We start from the raw sequence: 18,934 nt of genomic DNA, 5'->3' as shown, positions 1-18,934 counted from the left end.
GAAAGGGAAAGCTAATGTGTCCATCGGCGCTTTAAGGTACCCTAATTCTCCTTTTTGATGTATATCTTGAACTTTCCATCGTAGAACTCCACGGCGAGGTCATAGTTCCCGCTCTCCTCGATGTTTAGGTGGTCCGTCGGCTCCTTCAGTATGATGGTGTCGTAGTACCCCTGCGAGATTTTGTCGAGGACGGTCTTCCTGTCGAGCAGCATATCCACGGCGGCGTGGGGGTAGTAGAAGCCCGCCACCGTGTACATACCCGGTGAGACTAGGATCTTTTCGCCACCGTATGTTGTCGCGGCGTAGCCTACGACCTCGGATTCGTATCTTCCAAATCTGTTCCACGTCTCCTTCAGTCCTGTCGCCCGGGCGGCTATTGGCACCGTTAGTATCAGCGCCAGGATGAGAACGACAAGAGCCGTGCGGCCTGTCCCGATTCTCCTTCCTGTCCTCCCGGAGACTGCCTTGATGATGTCCCCTGTCAGCCACACCCCCTCCGCTGCGAGTATTCCAATCGCCGGTGAGAGGAACGTTATGAAGCGCGTCTCCTTGTGGGTTACCGTCAGTATCCCCATGAGCCCCACGAAGAGCCAGCTTACGAGCAGCCAGCCCTTGTCATCCTTTTTGAGTCGGATGAAGCCCAGGGCTGCGAGTGCCGGAAGCAGAAGGCCAACGTCCTCGCGGAGCAGGTGCAGGTAGTCCGACACCGAAACGGGTCTGTCAAGCGTCACCACCCTCGATGCCACGCTGAACGGCCTGAAGGGGCCTCCATAGTGCAGGTGCCCCATGTAAAGCCAGGGGGCGAGGGTGAGGCCGAGGATGACGAAGCCAACCCAGTACTCCCTCTTCTTAACCCATTCCCAGTGGTCGGTGAGCCACAGATACGCTATGAATACCCCGAGTATGGAGAGTCCGGTGTAGCGGGTCAGGATGGCGAGGCCCGCGGATACGAAGGATAGGTATATCCTGTATGGGGCGCCCCGCTTTCTGCCCGTGTAGAACAGATAGACCGCCAGGGTGTAGAAGAATGTAAACTCGCTGTGCACGAGCTCCCTGGTCGCCATGGTGAACGCCAGGGGGTTGAAGATGTAGAACAGACTCGCGGCGACGCCTTTGAGTGGGTCCCCGAACATCTCCACCGTGAGCAGGTAGGTCAGCACCGCGGTTAATGCGAAGAACAGCATCGAGACTGTCCGGGCGACGGTGAGCTGTGAGTACGGCTCATGGATGGAGCGGTATGGAATCGAGAGGGTGTAGGGATAGAGCGGCGGCCGGTACATCATGTAGATTCCCTGATAAGTGAAGTCCGTGATGTCCTCCGCGAGGTTCCTCGCTATGTCTATGTAGAGCGCGCCGTCGTATGTTATAGTGTTTGACGGGGGCATCGTCAGCAGGCTGACGCACAGGGCCAAAAGTAATGGAATCAGGAATATCAGTGACTTCTTTTCCATACGTCCACCTCCACAGACAGGTACGCCAGGAAAGCCATGGCCGAAAGGAAGAACGCGTCCACGCCTATGGGAACCATCAGGGTCATGAGGGTCACCGAGAGGACCGCGGTGGGTCTTCTCCTCTCAGCGTCCGCGAGTGCCATCCCCAGGAAGGCCCCCTCAACCAGTCCGAGGAGCCCGAAATCGTAGGCGGGCTGGCCGAAAATGGTGTACGTGTACCCGACGTCCCGCCCGAAGAGGGAGCCGACGTAGCCCTTGGGATCGGTTGAGAACAGTATCCCCCTCTCCCCCCAGGGCATCCCGAGGTGAAAGAGCCTTTCATAAACTGTGTACGTCACGCCGGGTCTGTAGAGGAGGGTCTCGAAGAACCCCAGGCTCCACGTAGGATACGTCTGAACGGTGGTGTAGTACCTTATCCCAAACACCGCGAGGAGGGTCAGAAGCACGGCCCCGATTATGAAGTAGCGCCTCCCTCCCAGGATGTCGGCCTTTGGACTTCTCTGCTGTATCATCCTAAGGAAGTATGCCAATGCCACCGCCAGCCCTATCGTCCGGAAGGTCGAGACCGCGGCTATCGCCTCCCCAAGGAGGAAAATCCTGAAGTCGGGCTTTAGAGACAGCACAACAACCGTGAAGTAACCAGCCGCCAGGTAGAACAGCCTGAAAGTGGAGTACCTTGCCTCAGGCCTGAGAAGGGGCACGGCCCCCGCGGCCACGGGTATTGCGAAGAGCACGAGCACGACGAGGGTCAGGATGATCCGGAGCTCCCTGCGGGCGTTCTCGGGGTTGCTCTCAACGCTGCGCGCTTCGTAGTGTATAATAGCCTCCGTGGCTCCGATTATGGCCAGCGCAAGGATAAGGCCCCACCACCCGAGGAGGGACAGAACGACAACCAGCACCGCCAGGTAGAGCTTGGTCTTGTAACTATCATCCAGCTTTCCGCTCAGGCGATACGAAACCGCGATGACCCCGAGAAACGCCAGCGCGTATGCCAGGGGCGCCGCCTCCGGCCCGGGCAGGAGGTCTGAGTACACGGTTTTTGAAATCAGGGCAGTGATGAGGTAAAGGATTGCCGACGCCCAGAAGACTGTGCTGAGCCTCATGACCCAATCCCACCGGGCTTCCCCTTGGCGCTTCTCCACCCTGTGATGATTATGTACGCCCCGAGGCCGAAGAGAAGGTACACAGGGAGGTCGAGTATTCCGGTCTCGACGCCGACGATACCGTAGGCCAGGGTTGAGTAGTAGAGGGTCATCGTAACAGGATGAACCGCCCTCCCGATCATCCCGTAGTAAACGCCGAGCAGAAATCCCTCGATGACCGCGAACACTCCAAAGTCCAGGTACATTCCGCCGAGAAGGGTGGGGGTTATGGTGACGCCCGTGTGTACGTAAAGGAACTTAGCCACAAGTCCCCTGGGCGAATATCCGCCTGTGAGGTACGATTTTATTCCTGACCACTGAAGGTAGCCGTGGTAGAGGCCCTTCCACCCTGCCCTCCACACTATTATATCCAGGACTGAGGTGGAACTCTGAACCCTGATCCACAGGCTCTCCAGTGTCTCGCCCCTGAGGAAAGTTATCCCGAGTCCAAGGATGACGAGGGCCGCTACGGCCGCGGCAATGTGGTATGGTTTGACCTTTCCTTCTTTCCTCGTCCCCTCGTAGTACGCGGCGCCGAGGGCTATAACGCTGACGAGGACGGGGGTTCTGTAGGCGTAGAGCGCAACCGCAACGGGATACGCCAGGGCGTACCTCCTTCCCCTCAGGAACAGGTATACGCTGGAGGGCACGCCGAGGAAATAAGTCAGCGCGGTGAGCCTGGGGTTGAGGCTGGTCCTCACGGAAGGGTTGAGCAGCGGGACGCTGCGAAGCATCAGAATCTGCAGTCCTATTATCGCTATTGCGATCCAGAACGCCCATACTATGTACCTCTCATCGATATTCAGCCCCCGATCGTCCCATTCTATTTCGGCCCCCTTGTAGATTCCCAGGATTATTGAAACTGCAAACGCCACGCCCATCGCCATCGTCTTCGGCTCTGCCAGGCCGAGGGATATGAATCCGATGAACAGCAGGGGAATGAGGAAGGGCAGTCCCTTCATCCAGTCCTCACCTCAAGGATCTTCAGGGGCAGGTTTCTCTCCTCCGAGTTCACGCTGAGTGTTCCGTAGAGGTACACCCTGTAGTCGCCGAGATATTCCTTAAGGAACTCTATCGGCACCATGTTGGTGCTTATAACCGCCCCGTTGCCGCTCACTTGGTTTATCGTGACGGAGCCGTATGAGAGGTAGTCGGCCCGGTACTTGAGCATCCCGAGCTGTATCGGGCTTATCTCTCCCTCGATGTAGATTATGCCGCTGAACCTCTCGGAGTAGGCGTCAACGGTTATGTTATCGATTATTCCACTCATTTCTCCCAGCCGAGGGGGAAGCTCGTAGACGTAGACCTTTCCGCGATAGTCAACCTTTATGAGCCTGGCCCTGAGGTCTTCCTTCGTGGCACTCGGGCCTCCCACGCTCAGCACTTTTCCGTCGGATATGATGTTTATCGTCGATCCCTGAACGCTCAGAAGTGTCCCGGTAACGGTCTCCCCATCAACGGTCTCCACGGTTATAGTTACGTTGAACCCCTTTGTCAGGAGCCCGAAGGCATGGTTGGCGGCCTCGTATATTTCGCCGCCCTGATAGTGCTGCGTGTAGTAATTAAAAGCCAACCCGAGGATCGCCACGACCACAACAGCGGCCAAAACCTTCTCTCTGTTCATACGTTCTCACCACGCTACCCGCTAAATTCATGTGCTGCTCTGCTCGGTTTTATATGTTTTGGTGGATTTCGCATCCCTCATTGGTGCGGTATTCTTCAAATCACAGGGTATAGTGTTCTCTCGCGGCGATTGGCGAGGTATGACACGGTCTTTGATGTTCACAAATAGCCACCAGCGGTGTTACATGGGTGACTAGGGCTGTGAGGTCACTCTGAAGAACGAAATCTTTATATCCATGCGACCTTTACAGTATAGATGAACATTACGAGTAGGAGGTGTCAGGATGAATAAAAAGGCTTTAAGCCTTTTGATCGCGGTAGTGATGCTGCTTTCAGTAGTGCCAGTGGCTTTCCATGGGGTGGCAGCTGGAAATACCTCTGTTGCTGGCATAACTGCAACTGTCCAGAAAGTTGGGACAACGACAGAAGTTAGCAGTGAGTCCCAGGTGTCCCCTATTGAAAAGATTGAACCAAAATTGCTAGATATCCTAAAAGGGAAAGACTCTCAGGGTATCGTTGAGATCCACGGTCAGAAGTGGGTCATGATTCACATTTCTGCCACTAAGGACATTGGGGCTTCTCTCAGGGGCGTTGACGTCGTTGGCAAGACCGAGTTCATGGGCAACTTCGTCTATCTTGCTCTAATCCCGGTCAAGGAGGACAGCATTAACGCGCTCATGAAAATAGCCTCGATTCCCGAGGTTGATGGGATAACCCGGAGCTCGCCATTCGATCCGATTGATATGGAGAAAAACGACGAGGTATCTGCCAAGTCAGTGCCCATCCCGCACTCAAAGTTCGCGGACAGGGTCAGGAACTGGAAGCCGGGAAGCGAGATGCTGGATGGGAAGAAAGTTGCGACTTTCCACGGACTCGTTGAAGGAAAGCTGAAGGAACTTCAGAGGAACAGCCCCGCGGTTAACGGCATGGCAACCATAGCGGTTCCCGAGGTTAATCCGGCGGCCGCTGAGCCCGAGCCGGAGGACATCTTTGCCGTCTACCACCACGGCTCATACAACACGTGGCTCAACCTCAACGTCACCGGAGAGGGTGTAAAGGTTGCTGTCATCGACAGCGGCGTTGACTTTGGTAACCCGGACCTCCAGGATGCCTACGCCGTGGACACGAACCCGTCCTCCCCGTACTACGGCTGGCCAATAGCCTTTGATGACAACTCGCTGCTGTACTACCTGATCCTTGGAGCGACCTTCCCTGATGCGTACACCTACACGGGGTACCTGTACTCCTGGTACTCCCCGACCATAGTCAATGTTACACCTTACATCATTCCGGGATACTTTGGCATAGGCTATAAGGGCAACTTCACCACGGTGTTTACCTCGATGAGTCTCGCAAACATACCGGACGACAGTGAGAGGACCCAGGTTGTGTACAACACCCTCCAGTGGGTTGGAAACGTTAGCAACGTCCTCCTCGTTGACGATGACGGTGGAGACTCCCTTGAAGTCTTCTACGAGACCGCGCTGAATGCGATAGGAGTCAACTACACCTACTACGAGGTTCCAAACGAGACCGCCAACGGTCCCAACTTGACGGTCCTCAGCAACTACAGCCTTGTCATATGGTTCACGGGTGCCGCTTGGTACAGCACCCTTACTGACTCCGACGTTGGCAACCTCACCGCCTATCTCAACGGCGGTGGGAAGCTCTGGCTCATAAGCGAGGACTACCTCTATGACGGCGGTTTCGACAACACAACCATCAAGTACAACTTCACCATGAACTACCTGCACGTTGCCGACGCCATTCAGGACTTCCCCGTCCCCACGATTCTCTACGACTACGCCGGCGGCCCGTATCACGGCGGTGAGGTTTACTGGGGAATTTACCAGAGCCCAACCGACATGTTCGCCGACTACATCTTCCCCGACGATAGTGCCACACCGCTCCTTGTCGGATACACCGCCTATGCGTATGATACTCTCCTCGGAGGATTTTATGCTGACATTAAACTACCTCTAAACGACGACCTCAGCGTTCCCACCACCAGCGGAATAATGAAGCTCGGCCTCCACCCGGACATAGCGCTCTGGACCGACTGGTTTGGAGGATACATACTTGTCACCGACCCGAACTCTAACCAGACCTACGACACGGTTTATGCGGACATAGCTCCGGCTACTGTCACTGACTTCAACAAGGACGTCGGCCACACCAAGGATAACCCTGTGATACAGCTCGACTTCTGGGATTCCATGAATGGAGAGTTCGGTCAGGACAGCTACGCAGACCTTTCAGGAGGCATGATCTACTACATAGCCGATGGAAAGACTCCGATACCGTACTCTGACGTGGTTGCTGAGAGATGGGGCATGCCCCTCACTATACCCGCCAACGGTGAGCTCGTCGCGTTCATGATCGGCAACGTATACACCGGCGGAGGTGACCACGGAACCCTCTGTGCCGCTGCCGTTGGGGCTAGGGGTAGAACTTTCTACGGGCGGACCTTTGGTAACGCCATAGACTCCAAGATAATTGCTGAGGGATCGATGTACCAGGGTGGAAGCTGGATTGACTACGTGTACTTCGCCGTTGAGGGATACGATGGAAAACCCGGAACCGGCGACGAGGCCCAGATAGTCAGCAACAGCTACGGCGCGTCTGCGACCATAAGCAAAGGATACACCTGGGAGGACAGGTTCCTTTATTACATAACGAACATCTACGCCCCAACGACGACCTTCTTCTTCGCGGCGGGTAACGGTGGACCCGGCTATGGAACCGTCACGAGTGAGGGCGCTTCCCCGTTCGTGATAACGGTGGGTGCGTCTGTTGAATGGGGATACAGGGGCTTCTTTGGATATGACGATGGCCCGTGGCAGCAGTTCGGCGCGAACTACGGTGACGCAGCGGACTTCTCCAACAAGGGACCGAACGCCCTGGGACAGCCAGACCCTGATGTCCTTGCCGTAGGTGAGTTCGCACTGGGCAGCTTGGCCCTTAACTCGGTTGGAGATGGATTCTGGGCCAGTGACCTCTGGAGTGGAACCAGTCTCGCCACCCCGATGGCATCGGGAATAGCTGCACTCGTGTACCAGGCCTACTACGAGACCCACGGCACCTGGCCAACTGCTAAGGAGGTCAAGGAGATACTCATGAGCACCGCCAAGAACGTCAACCACGACGTCTTCACCCAGGGTGCTGGATTCCTCGACGCTTACAGCGCCGTTGAGGCCGCAAAGAACATGGACGGTATAGTGGTTTCACCGTCCGAGTGGGCCGCAGGAAAGACGGACTATGATGGGTTTGCCAACGTTCTGTATCCAGGACAGAGCGACTCCCAGACGTTTACCGTCAAGAACATGAACCCCAACAGCTCAAAGGAGGTCAACGTTTCCGCGGAGGTCTTCCAGAAGATAGGTGAGGTTGAGTTCGACGTTGTCGGAAACTCCTGGGGCTACTACAGAATAGACCAGTTCATTCCGAACGACACCGATCTCATGAAGGTGACCCTGTACACTTCCTATGATAACTTCGACAACAACAGCGACTACGTCGCGGATGCCTATCCGTGGTTCAGGATCTGGGATCTGACCTTTGTGGACGGCAACGCCACCCTCAACCTGCTCCAGCAGGCTTCGAAGGAGGGTGACGTGGCCTCTGCAATGCTCGGCAACCCGCTCCAGAAGTACCACGACATGATGTTCATCCAGATAAGGGACATAATGCTCCTCTACGGCAAGACCAGCATGTACCCGGCCAAGGTTAAGCTGGAGTTCTACAAGAGGGTTCCTTGGGACTGGGTCACCATTGACAGGGACAGCATCACTATAAAGCCGGATGGAACCGGTACGTTCACTGCCATGATAACAGTCCCACAGGACACCCCGTACGGCATCTACGAGGGTGCCATATATCTCAAGCACGATGGTAAGGAGACGACCATACCGGTCAGCGTTGTTGTGGCGTCACCCACCTCCGAGTTCGAATTCGGAGGCAACAACGAATCAAACGGCCTCTACGATAACGGCAACGTCTACGGATACTTTGACTGGGGCTGGAGGTACGAGAGCGGTGACTGGAGGTTGTTCTACTTCAACGTGCCGGAGGTCAAGGAGGGCAGCTATGTGCTCGCCGACGTCGCATGGGACGGCACGATAACCGATATCAACCTGCACCTCCTCGGTCCGAGCGTTGATGTGTGGAGCATGAAATACCCGGATGTCATGGGACCGTACTCCTTGAAGGAAGTCGGTAGGAGCGATGACGGATACGTGGGAGCGGGACTATTCATCTACCAGACCTCCAGCGGCACCAACGAGGAGCTTATAGCTGGTAAGGCCTCAGAGGGACTCCACGCACTCTGGCTCCACAACGTTCTCTTCGACGGCAACGCTAGCTACAGGACGTTCTACGGCCGTGTGGGCATGGCAAGGCTTTATCCGGAGAACTGGGTTGAGGTTCTCGACTCGAGGGTTGGTGAGAAGACCTTTAACGTGGAGCTGCCGGAGTGGGCCGGAGACCTCTCTGTGATGGCTACCGGCTTCAGCACACCATCAGTCTACCAGAACATAGTGGCCCCGCCGACTGGAGACTCTGACTACTACACGGTGAACGTCACCACTTCGCCGGTCCTCGATGTACAGCTCACCAGCATCTGGGACGACCTCGCGGGAGTTGACCTTGACCTGTACGTCTATTACAACGCCAGCGGCACCCTGATCGAGGTTGGAAGCTCGCTGACCGCAACCGCTGACGAGCACGTCTCACTGAGCTTCCCGTACCCAGGCCAGTATGTGATTAAGGTTTACTCCTACAGCAACCCCTCTCCAGGAAACGCCACTTACGACCTCATGATAACCACAATAGAGGGCAACGAGCTCATCGTCAAGAACGTCACCAAGACCGACACTGGATACACTGTCGACATGATGTACAACCTCACGGATGAGCACCTCAGCGCCAGCACACCTCTGAACGGAATAATATTAATGGGAACCAGCAAGAACCCAATACTGTTCCAGATTCCGGTCACCATAACCCCGGTGCCGTACGATGTCAGACTCACCGGCATCGAGACCAGTAGCGTTCCGGACATCAACGGTAACTACGAGATCACAACCTACGTCACCAACGATGGACCCTACAACGCCACAAACGTTCAGGTAACGCTCTTCAGAGACGGCCTGCCGACCGACGTCCAGGTAACGATCCCACTTGTGCAGCCGGGAGACGTTTACGCGGTGACGTTTAGCGTACCTGTGGCTGACATCACCATGCACTCATACAACATCGTGCTCTCCGCTCCACAGGACGTCAACCCGGACAACAACGAGATGACCGTGTACGCCAGGGCCGTTGATGAGAACAATGTGCCTTGGGTCTACTCGATAGGCGAGAGCATCGGAGAAGCCTCCATCACCAAGGTCATCGACGCCGGCAGGATATACTACATCACCGTGAACGGAGAACACGGCACCAAGGTTACTGTGCTCCTCAAGCTGCCTACAGATACGACCTACTACCACGTCAACAGCGAGGACGCCGACATCCTGAATGTGAGCGCGAGAAAAGTCTCCGATGGTCTGCTGCTCTACGTGACGATGCGCCTTAACTCCCCGGGAACGATCAGGGTTGACTACAGAACACAGTCCGACTACACTAGGCTCTCCACCATGAACTACGTCTGGTACATGCTTTACTGGAGGTACGACCAGAAGTTCGACCCGCTCTACCAGAAGGCCGTCGAGCTCGGTGTTGACAACGAGACCCTCCAGGAGGCCATGCACTACAAGGAGCTCGCGGACCAGTACTACGAGGAGGCAGAGAAGTACATCACTCCTGGCAGGGACAGCCTGGCGATAGCGGCGCTGCCGTACATGCGCAAGGCCTACGTCAACATCCTCAAGGCATACAAGATCCTTGAACAGGCCGTGGAGGATATTGAAAACTCCGAGGGCTGATGCCCTCAATCTTCTTCCTTTCTCGATTTTTGTCAGTTGCACCAACTCTTTTAAACCCGCCCGCGTTTCTCACTCCGGTGGCGCTCATGATATACGTTAAAATATACCGGGTTCAGGGGGAGGTTCTCCTCGCGGCATGTGATGAGGAGCTCCTCGGGAAGACCTTCAGGGAGGGCGACCTCAAGCTCGAGGTCAAGGAGCGGTTTTATCGGGGAGAACTTGTTGAGGAAGATGCCCTTGGCTCCCTGCTTCAAGAAGCCACAATCGCCAACCTCACCGGTGAACGCTGCGTCTCCAAGGCAATAGAGCTCGGCTACGTTGATGAGGACAGGGTTCTCAGAATCCAGGGCGTTCCACACGCTCAGATGGCCCGGCTCTTCCTCTGAGCTACCTTTTTAAACCTCTCCCCGCACCACTCACCGGTGAGAGAGATGAGCGAGAGATTCTGCTACAGGTGCGGGATAAGCGAGAGCGAAGGGGGGCCGCTGATAGACGGGCTCTGCCAGGTCTGCTTCAGAAAGGAGAACCCGGTTTTGCTGATTGAGAATGAGGTCAACACGGAGCTCTGCCAGAACTGCGGGAGCTACAGAAAGAGGGGCGTCTGGGTTGATCCGGCGAGCTATGACCTTGAGGAGCTTATATTCGAAGTGGCCGAAAACGCCCTCATGGAGGCCCTCGAGGATTCCTTCAGCGAGAAAATCGTGGAGTACGAGATGGTCTCCCCGGAGGAACTTGACGAAATTGACGAGCTTCCTGTTGGACGGGCCGCGGTGGCCTTTGAACCCGCTGATTTTCACCTTGAACACTTTCCGGCGATAGTGGCCTATGCGGTCCGTGTAAAAGCCAGGATTCACGAGCTCCAGCGCGAGCTCCACGACGAGACCAAACACGTTACCGTCTATGTCCGCCAGACCGTCTGTCCGCGCTGTTCCAAGTTCCTCGGCGGCTACTTCGAGGCCATACTCCAGGTCCGTGCCGAGGGCAGGCCGCTGACTGAGGAGGAAAGAAAGGCCATAGGAAAGCTCGTCGAGGAGAAGGTGGACGAGATAATGCGCAGGGACAGGATGGGCTTCATCCAGGACACCATAGAGAAGGAGGAGGGCATGGACTTCTACATGGGCTCTACTTCAAGTGCCAGAAAGCTCGCCCAGGCGATAAAGGAGCGCTTCGGGGGCACGATAAGCGAGGCCTACGAGCTGGTCGGCGTTGACAGACAGACCAGTAAGGAGGTTCACCGCGCGAGCGTGAGCATCAGGATTCCGAAGTTTCAGAGGGGTGACCTGGTGATGGACAGGCGCGGCAACGTTTACACCGTGGAGGGCGTGGACGGAAAGGGTATGACGCTCACCAACCTGGTCACCCGTGAGACGGAGCGCCGCGACTGGAAGACCGTGAAGCGGGAGGGCATAGATGCGGTGGAGGGCGAAAGAAAGGAAGCCATGGTGACCAGTATAACTCCGACCGAGGTCCAGCTAATGGACATGGAGACGTATGAAACCTATGAGCTGGAGAAGCCGCGCATGGAGCTCAGAGAAGGCGAAGTCTATCGCATGGTGGAGGTTAAGGGCAGAAAATACTTCCTGGACCGGAAGGAATGACCGATTTCCTCCCACCAATCTTTTTAACCTTAGGTTTTGAACCCCTTTCTGGTGATGCTCATGGAGAAGACGGTGGTTATCATAGGCGGTGGAGCGGCTGGAATGAGCGCGGCTTCGCGCGTTAAGAAGCTCAAACCCGAGTGGGACGTCAAGGTCTTCGAGGCAACGGAGTGGGTCAGCCACGCTCCCTGCGGCGTGCCCTACGTCGTTGAGGGCATCTCGCCGGAGGAGAAGCTCATGCACTACCCGCCCGAGGTCTTCATCAAGAAGAGGGGCATAGACCTCCACATGAGGGCTGAGGTCATTGAGGTTGACCAGGGGGCGGTCAGGGTCAGGGAACCCGATGGGGAGCACACCTACGAGTGGGACTACCTCGTCTTCGCCAACGGTGCCTCCCCCCAGGTTCCGGCCATAGATGGCTGCGGCCTTGAGGGGGTTTTCACCGCAGACCTTCCGCCCGACGCAGTCGCGATAAGGGAGTACATGGAAAAGCACGATGTCAGGAACGTCGCCGTCATTGGAACGGGCTACATAGCCCTCGAGATGGCCGAGGCCTTCGTTGCCCAGGGCAAGAACGTCACCCTCATCGGCAGAAGCGAGCGCATCCTCAGGAAAACCTTCGACAAGGAGATCACCGACATCGTTGAGGAGAAGCTCAAAGCCCACCTCAACCTCCGCCTTCAGGAACTGACGATGCGCTTTGAGGGCGATGGAAAAGTCGAGAGGGTTATCACGGACGCCGGTGAGTACCCCGCAGATATGGTGATCGTGGCGACGGGCATAAAGCCCAACACCGAGCTCGCGAGGGAGCTGGGGGTCAGGATTGGAGAGACCGGGGCCATCTGGACCAACGAGAGGATGGAAACCAGCGTCGAGAACGTCTACGCCGCCGGTGACGTCGCCGAGACGAGGCACCTGATAACAGGCAGGCGCGTCTGGATACCGCTTGCCCCGCCCGGAAACAAGATGGGATACGTTGCCGGAAGCAACATCGCCGGAAGGGACGTGATCTTCCCGGGCGTTCTCGGAACGAGTGTAACCAAGTTCCTTGACCTGGAAATAGGAAAAACCGGTTTAACCGAGGCGGAGGCCATCAGGGAGGGCTACGACGTCAGGACGGCATTCATAAAAGCCGGCACGAGGCCGCATTATTATCCGGGTTCAAAGCCGATATGGCTCAAGGGGGTCGTTGACAACGAGACCAATAAACTCCTCGGCGTTCAGGTCGTCGGCGCCGAGATACTGCCCAGGATAGACACGGCCGCAACGATGCTCACCGCGGGCTTCACCACGAAGGATGCCTTCTTCACGGATCTGGCCTACGCACCGCCCTTCGCCCCGGTCTGGGACCCCCTCATAGTCCTTGCCAGGGTTCTCAAGTTCTGAACCCTCTCTTCTCACTTTTTCAGCAGGGCGATGCTCCCCCCAACCAGGGCAAGCCCGAGGCCAAACGCCGCACCAAATCCCGCCGATGATATGAGTGCCCCGCTTATGGCGCTGCCCGCGATGTACCCCGCCGAGCCCACGACGTTGTAAGTCCCCATCGCGCTGCCCTTCTCCTTTTCTCCCGCCCTCTCGCTCACTATGGCAGTCGAGGAGATTCCGATGAAGGCCCAGGAGTAGCCCGCCAGGATGTAGGAGGCAACGGCCAGTGGAAGCAGCACCGGGGAGAGCAGGATTCCGAGCACCATCACAGCAAAGGCCCCGGCGCGGAGGAGCAGCCCCTTTCTCAGGACCCCTTCCTTCCCTCCCCCCATCGCGGCCCCGACGCGGGTGTAGTTCATCGCCGAGACCGCGGAGTTGGCTATGAGTGCCAGGTACACGACCTCCCTCGTGTAGCCCTCACTCGTGAGGAGCACCGGCATCTGGGGGAAGTAGAGGCCCGCCGCTATCCAGAAGAGCAGGAAGGCTATGTAGAACCTCCCGAGGCCCTCCGGGAGGCTGAAGTTGGTGTGCAGTATGAAGCTGGGGAAGTAGCGGGCCTTTTCGACGACGTAGTTGCCGAAGGCTTTGATGGCCCGCCTGTTGATGTATATCGGAGCCTCCCGTATCATCCGCTCCCCCATGAAGACAGAGGGCAGGCCCAGGATGGCAAATGCTATGAACAGCTGGGGCATGGTCAGGAACCTCGACAGGCCGAAACCGAGAACCAGTCCGAGGACCCACCCCCAGCCGCTTATCTCGTTGAACTTGCCGATAGCGTGGTCCCAGCTGTGCTTCCTCACGCTCCTCAGCACGAGGGCTATGGGAACCGATAGGGTTGAGGCGAGGAAAAATGCATACACCGTGTTTACCGCGATGAGCTGAGCCGGGGTCTTCACGAAGGCCATCGCCGTGAGGAAGAGCGGAACGCTGGCAAAGCCGAGAAGTATGAACGGCTTCCTCCGCAGTGTCCTGTCGCTCACCCTGCCCCAGAACAGCGCGCCGAGCATCGAGGCTAAGCTCGCGAGGGCGAAGGTCAATCCAACGGTTGAGGCGTTCCCCCCGAGTTCCAGGAGGTAGAGGCTCACCAGGGCGGAGCTTCCGCCGGTGGCCACCTTGAACGGCACGAAGGAGTAGAACCACCTGGGCATCTTGGGGATGTAGCGGTAGCGGTTTGCGACCGATGCGTTCCTCACCGCGATGGCAACTCTCTGACTCATTTTTCTCACCTTGAGGCCTCCGGGAGGCCGGTTTAGTTTAAAAAGATTCGTGACGCGGAGGATACTGTAATGTCCAGAATGGTTCATTCAGTGGGGCCGGAATAAAGAAGGAAGAAGAAACCCTCATATTTCGAGGACGTATTTCCTGCTCTCGTCGGAGAAGCCCCTGAAGCAGCCGAGCTTCAGCTGGAGTATCGCCCTTTCAACCTTCACGACCTTCATCGAGGCCACGTGGGTTACCCCGGTGCCCCTGAGGAACTCCGGGAGGACCTGTCCCGTGGGGCCGGTCAGGAGGAAAATCCTGGCGTTCTTTGCCCTGTCGAGGAGCATGTCGAGGGTTCCGTTGATCATGCAGGAGGCGCTCGCCATCACGGCGTCCACCTCCGGCAGGAGCCAGTACTCCAGGGAATCGCTCAGCGTTTCCCTGTCCCAGAGCTTCGGGTTTCTCTCGAAGACGTAGAGCTTGAAGCCCCTCTCCCGCAGGGCCCTGACTATCGGCGGCATGTTCCCAATGACGGCTACCTTCTCGATGTCACCGTCGAGCAGTTCCACGGCGTCAACCCACTTTGCATCACTCAAGTCGATGTAGTACTGAGAAACCGCGTTTATCGTCGCCATGCCCAGGGACCTCTCGATGATGTTGAGGCTGTCGGCCCTTTCAATGAACGCCTCCAGGACGGGTTCCTCGATGGAGTTGTCAAATCTCCCTATCTCCTCGGGGAGGGTCATGGCAACGCCGAGGGCTTTTCTCCTCTTCCCCTCAATCAGCACGTAGGTGTAGGGCAGGCCAAAGGAGAAGTCCAGAACTTTGAGCTCCTCATCGATGAGCTTCAGGGCCTTTTTCTTGAATTCGGTCAGCAGCATGCGAACACCTCACTCCCCAGCGGTGATTATCCTGTTATCATTCTTCCTTCCCATTTTGAACCTTCCGTTTGGGCAAAACTTATACGCTTTTAGGGCAACCTAATCCCGGTGGTGACATGATAGCCTTCGGTCCGGTTCCATCGAGGAGACTCGGTAAGAGCCTTGGGATAAACAACATACCCGACAAGGTCTGTAGCTATGCATGCGTCTACTGCCAGATAGGCAGAACCCTGAGGATGGAGGTTGAGAGGAGGGCTTTCTACGAGCCGGAACTGATCTTCGAGGAGGTTTCGCGGAAGGTCGAGGAGGCAGAAGCGGCCGGGGAAAGGATAGACTACATCACCTTCGTTCCCGACGGGGAGCCGACGCTCGACGTTAACCTGTCCAGGGAGGTGGAGATGCTGAAAACCCTCGGGTTGCCCCTTGCGATACTCACGAACTCCTCGCTGATATGGCGCGAGGACGTCAGGGAGGAGCTTTTTGAGTTCGACTTCGTCTCCCTAAAGCTCGATGCTGTGAGCGACTCTTTCTGGCGCAGGGTGGACAGACCTCACAGGAGCCTCTCGCTTGAGAAAATCCTCGACGGCATGCTGACCTTCGCGGACGGCTTCGGAGGGAAGCTCGTTACCGAGACCATGCTGATAAACGTTGACTACGGTGGAGAACTTGAAAAAATTGCTGACTTTCTGGCGGAGCTCGGGCCGGACAAGGCGTACATAGGAATCCCCACGAGGCCTCCCGCCGAACCGTGGGTCGAACCTGCGAGCGAGGAGACGATACACCTCGCCTACCAGCTGTTCTCGGAGAGGCTCGGCGGGGACCGGGTCGAATACCTCATAGGCTACGAGGGGAACGCCTTCGCCTCAACCGGGAACGTCGAGGAAGACCTGCTGAGCATAACCGCCGTGCACCCGATGAGGGAAGAAGCCGTGAGGGAGCTCCTGAGAAAAGCAGGGGCCGACTGGGACGTGGTGGAAGGGCTTATCCGGGACGGAAAGCTAATCGAACTCGAGTACGGGGGAAGGCGCTTCTACATGCGCGCCCTTCCGAGCAGGAGAAAACCTTAATTATCCTGCGGAAGACTCCGAGTGGGGAGAGCATGTGCGAGTACGTCTATGAAAACGGAAGGAAGTGCAGGCTGAAGCCCGTCGAGGGCTCCGCCTACTGCCCCCTCCATATCCCCTACGACGAGGGCGAGAAGCTTTTGGGGGATGAGATAAAGAGGTTGAAGGAGGAGGCTTTTCTCAAGAGGCTTAGGGCGGGCCAGACCTATTTTGAGGGTGTTTACCTCTACGACGTCAAAATAAGCGATTTCAAAGCCGAGAAGCCGATAGTCTTTAAAAACTCCCAGGTCAGGACAATACTCTTCGATGGGGTTAACGTGCCGGGTGTAACATTCTACAACTCCACGGTGGGCAGGCTGGTCGTCTTTGAGAGTGAGCTGGGAACGTTCACCGTTCACGGCTCTCACGTTTTCGGCCTGAACCTGCTCCGCGTGGGGTTCTCCAATTCGGTCTACATCAGGAATTCGAGCGTTCGCTACGTCATGATAAACTCAACCGAGTACACCGGCAGGGGGGAGGAGGGCGAGAAGGAGTACGGGGAGCGCAGAACTGCCACCGGGAGGATAGAGCTGAGCGACCTGAGTGATGTTAGGAGGATCGGAATAAACGTCCGCTACCCCCTCCTGCGAAAAATCCTCGAGGAGCATGGAATAAAGCCATCCGAATCGCACGAGAGGGCCGTTAAGGTCACCGCCCTCGTCCTCCGGGACATAGGCTTCGACCAGTCGGCGCGCTTCAAGAGGGAGGTCAGGCTCAGCATAAGGCGGTTCCACGGCAACCTCGTGCTCGAGAACCTCAACGTCTTCGGTCACGCCGAAATTCTGGGAAGCTGGCTCAGGAATCCCGAGTTCGTGCACATGAGGGTCATGGGCAACCTGATATTCCGGAAGGTGTCTTTCCACGGCGACTTTGCCTGGAACTCCACGGTTCTGCCCAATATCCCGGTGGAACTCAACGTCGAGGGCTTCGTTGAGGTCGAGGACTGCAAGTTCAAGAGCCACCGCGCGGCAGAGGTGCTCTACCGCCTCGCCAGGATAAGCTGGGAGCGGAACGGGGACTTCGAGAGGGCCGACCGCTACTACTACCTGGAGATGGTGGCCAAGAGGAACTCCCGGCTGAGCGGCAGGAGGAAGGGGATTAAGAGGCTCTTCATGAGGATGGAAGCACTCTTCGAGTGGCTCTTCGCGGATTTGACCTGCAAGTACGGCACCGACTGGAAGAGGCCCATACTCATATGGCTCGGCGCGGTCAACGTTTTCTTCCCAATCCTGTTCTTTCTGACGCGGAGCGTCGAGGGCATCTCCGGAGCTATGGGCTTTCTCGACTACGAGTACTTCAGCGTTGTTACCGCAACGACCTTGGGATACGGGGATTATCATCCCATTGGAGTGGGGAGGATCATAGCCTCGGTCGAGGCCCTGTTTGGCATGTTCATGTGGGCGGTCTTCCTGACGGTGTTCGCGAGGAAATACATGAGGTGATAGCATGCGCGTTGGACTGATAATCAACCCCATAGCTGGAATGGGAGGTAAGGTGGCCCTAAAGGGGACCGATGGTGTCGTTGAGGAGGCCGTGAAGCGGGGGGCGAGGCCGATAGCTCAAGACCTCGTGAGGCTCTTCCTCAGCGAGCTGAGCCAATACGAAGAGGTGGAGAAAGTAAAGTTCCTCACCGGCCCGGGGCCGCTCGGGGAGAACGTCCTCAGGGAGTTCAATTTTCCCTACGAGGTTATCAGGCACAGGGAGATAGGCTTTCGGGAAGTTGAGGGGATTGAGCTTCCCGACACCACCCCCGAGGACACGAAGGAGCTCGCGAGGAGAATGATCGGAAAGGTCGAGCTACTCCTCTTTGCCGGCGGCGATGGAACCGCCAGGGACGTTGTTGAGGCCGTTGATGAGAGGCTCCCAATCCTCGGTATCCCCACCGGCGTCAAGATGTACTCCGGGGTTTTTGCAACATCACCCGAGGACGCGGCGAAGCTCCTCGTAGAGTTCCTCAGGGGAAGGGCGGGGCTTGAGGAGAGGGAAGTCAGGGACATAGACGAGGAAGCCTACAGGCACGACGAGGTTAAGGCCAGAACCTACGGAAAGGCCCTCGTTCCGGTCGTTGAGACCCTCGTCCAGGGGAGTAAGGAGGGAATCCCCCTCGATGAAGAGGCGGAGCTTGAGGCGATAGCTGAAACCGTTGCAGAGGAGATACTTGAGAACGACGGCGTTTACTTCCTCGGCTCCGGCTCGACGATAAAGAGAATAAAGGACTTGCTTGGAATAGATGGGACTCTCCTCGGCGTTGACGTGGTCGAGGTTAAAGATGGGGGGGCCAGACTCCTAGTGAAGGACGCAACAGAGAAAGACCTCCTCAGGTTTGTTGACAGGAACCCCAAAATCGTCGTTACGGTCATCGGGGGCCTCAACTTCCTCTTTGGCAGGGGAAACCAGCAGTTCTCGGCGGAGGTCCTGAGGGGGGTTCCGAAGGAGAACATCCTCGTGGTCGCGACTCCCTCAAAGATAGCCGGCGGCGTTGTCAGGGTCTACACCGGGGACAGCGAGGTCGATGAAAGGCTGAGGGGCTACATACGGGTGAGGCTGAGCCCCTGGATGGAGAGGATGGTGAAGGTCGTTTAGGTGG

Annotated in this window: 13 protein-coding genes; 7 read left to right on the top strand and 6 right to left on the bottom strand. The window is 56.9% G+C overall.

What is annotated here, in order from left to right:
• Nucleotides 1-41: 41 nt before the first annotated feature.
• Genes GQS_RS04335 through GQS_RS04320 form a run of 4 tightly spaced genes read right to left on the bottom strand, consistent with a single transcriptional unit; the run spans nt 42 to nt 4,217 of the window.
• The gene (locus GQS_RS04335) at nt 42-1,451 is read right to left on the bottom strand and encodes a glycosyltransferase family 39 protein (protein WP_014012452.1); all 1,410 of its coding nucleotides are present in this window, start codon (nt 1,449-1,451) and stop codon (nt 42-44) included.
• Nucleotides 1,433-2,554 carry a hypothetical protein gene (locus tag GQS_RS04330; protein WP_014012451.1) on the bottom strand — a complete coding sequence of 374 codons (1,122 nt, stop codon included), beginning with the start codon at nt 2,552-2,554 and terminating at the stop codon, nt 1,433-1,435. Before GQS_RS04330 ends, GQS_RS04335 begins: the two co-directional genes overlap by 19 nt.
• Nucleotides 2,551-3,555, bottom strand: coding sequence for a hypothetical protein (locus GQS_RS04325; RefSeq protein WP_014012450.1), 1,005 nt, complete (start codon nt 3,553-3,555; stop codon nt 2,551-2,553). The genes GQS_RS04330 and GQS_RS04325 overlap by 4 nt, the downstream gene beginning before the upstream one ends.
• Entirely contained in the window at nt 3,552-4,217 is a 666-nt protein-coding gene (locus tag GQS_RS04320) for a hypothetical protein (RefSeq protein ID WP_014012449.1), read from the bottom strand. Before GQS_RS04320 ends, GQS_RS04325 begins: the two co-directional genes overlap by 4 nt.
• A gap of 541 nt (nt 4,218-4,758) precedes the next feature.
• Here GQS_RS04320 and GQS_RS04315 point away from each other — a divergent pair.
• The 4 genes from GQS_RS04315 (at nt 4,759) to cdr (ending at nt 13,124) form a co-directional block, all read left to right on the top strand.
• The gene (locus GQS_RS04315) at nt 4,759-10,140 is read left to right on the top strand and encodes a S8 family serine peptidase (protein WP_014012448.1); all 5,382 of its coding nucleotides are present in this window, start codon (nt 4,759-4,761) and stop codon (nt 10,138-10,140) included.
• A gap of 86 nt (nt 10,141-10,226) precedes the next feature.
• Nucleotides 10,227-10,526 (top strand): DUF424 domain-containing protein, encoded by a 300-nt coding sequence (locus GQS_RS04310; RefSeq protein ID WP_014012447.1) that lies wholly within the window; start codon nt 10,227-10,229, stop codon nt 10,524-10,526.
• Nucleotides 10,527-10,571: 45 nt separating this feature from the next.
• A complete protein-coding gene (locus tag GQS_RS04305) occupies nt 10,572-11,738 on the top strand; it encodes a 60S ribosomal export protein NMD3 (protein ID WP_014012446.1) in 1,167 nt (388 codons plus the stop codon).
• 60 nt (nt 11,739-11,798) lie between these two features.
• Complete coding sequence (cdr, locus tag GQS_RS04300) at nt 11,799-13,124, top strand: CoA-disulfide reductase (protein WP_014012445.1); 1,326 nt, start codon at nt 11,799-11,801, stop codon at nt 13,122-13,124.
• Between the two features lie 11 nt (nt 13,125-13,135).
• Here cdr and GQS_RS04295 read toward each other — a convergent pair whose 3' ends face one another.
• Nucleotides 13,136-14,380, bottom strand: coding sequence for an MFS transporter (locus GQS_RS04295; protein WP_014012444.1), 1,245 nt, complete (start codon nt 14,378-14,380; stop codon nt 13,136-13,138).
• Nucleotides 14,381-14,503: 123 nt separating this feature from the next.
• On the bottom strand, nt 14,504-15,244 hold the full coding sequence (locus GQS_RS04290) for a Rossmann-like domain-containing protein (RefSeq protein WP_014012443.1): 741 nt from the start codon (nt 15,242-15,244) through the stop codon (nt 14,504-14,506).
• A 116-nt stretch (nt 15,245-15,360) separates the two neighbouring features.
• On the opposite strand from GQS_RS04290, the gene GQS_RS04285 reads away from it, so the two are divergent.
• The 3 genes from GQS_RS04285 to GQS_RS04275 are packed head-to-tail and all read left to right on the top strand — an operon-like array spanning nt 15,361 to nt 18,930.
• Nucleotides 15,361-16,311 (top strand): radical SAM protein, encoded by a 951-nt coding sequence (locus GQS_RS04285; protein ID WP_014012442.1) that lies wholly within the window; start codon nt 15,361-15,363, stop codon nt 16,309-16,311.
• 32 nt (nt 16,312-16,343) lie between these two features.
• Complete coding sequence (locus tag GQS_RS04280; RefSeq protein WP_014012441.1) at nt 16,344-17,789, top strand: potassium channel family protein; 1,446 nt, start codon at nt 16,344-16,346, stop codon at nt 17,787-17,789.
• A 4-nt stretch (nt 17,790-17,793) separates the two neighbouring features.
• Nucleotides 17,794-18,930 (top strand): ATP-NAD kinase family protein, encoded by a 1,137-nt coding sequence (locus GQS_RS04275; protein WP_014012440.1) that lies wholly within the window; start codon nt 17,794-17,796, stop codon nt 18,928-18,930.
• Nucleotides 18,931-18,934: the final 4 nt, after the last annotated feature.

It is taken from the genome of Thermococcus sp. 4557, from assembly GCF_000221185.1.
In the GTDB taxonomy this organism is placed as follows: Archaea; Methanobacteriota_B; Thermococci; order Thermococcales; family Thermococcaceae; genus Thermococcus.
This window is presented reverse-complemented; position numbering and strand designations above follow the sequence as displayed.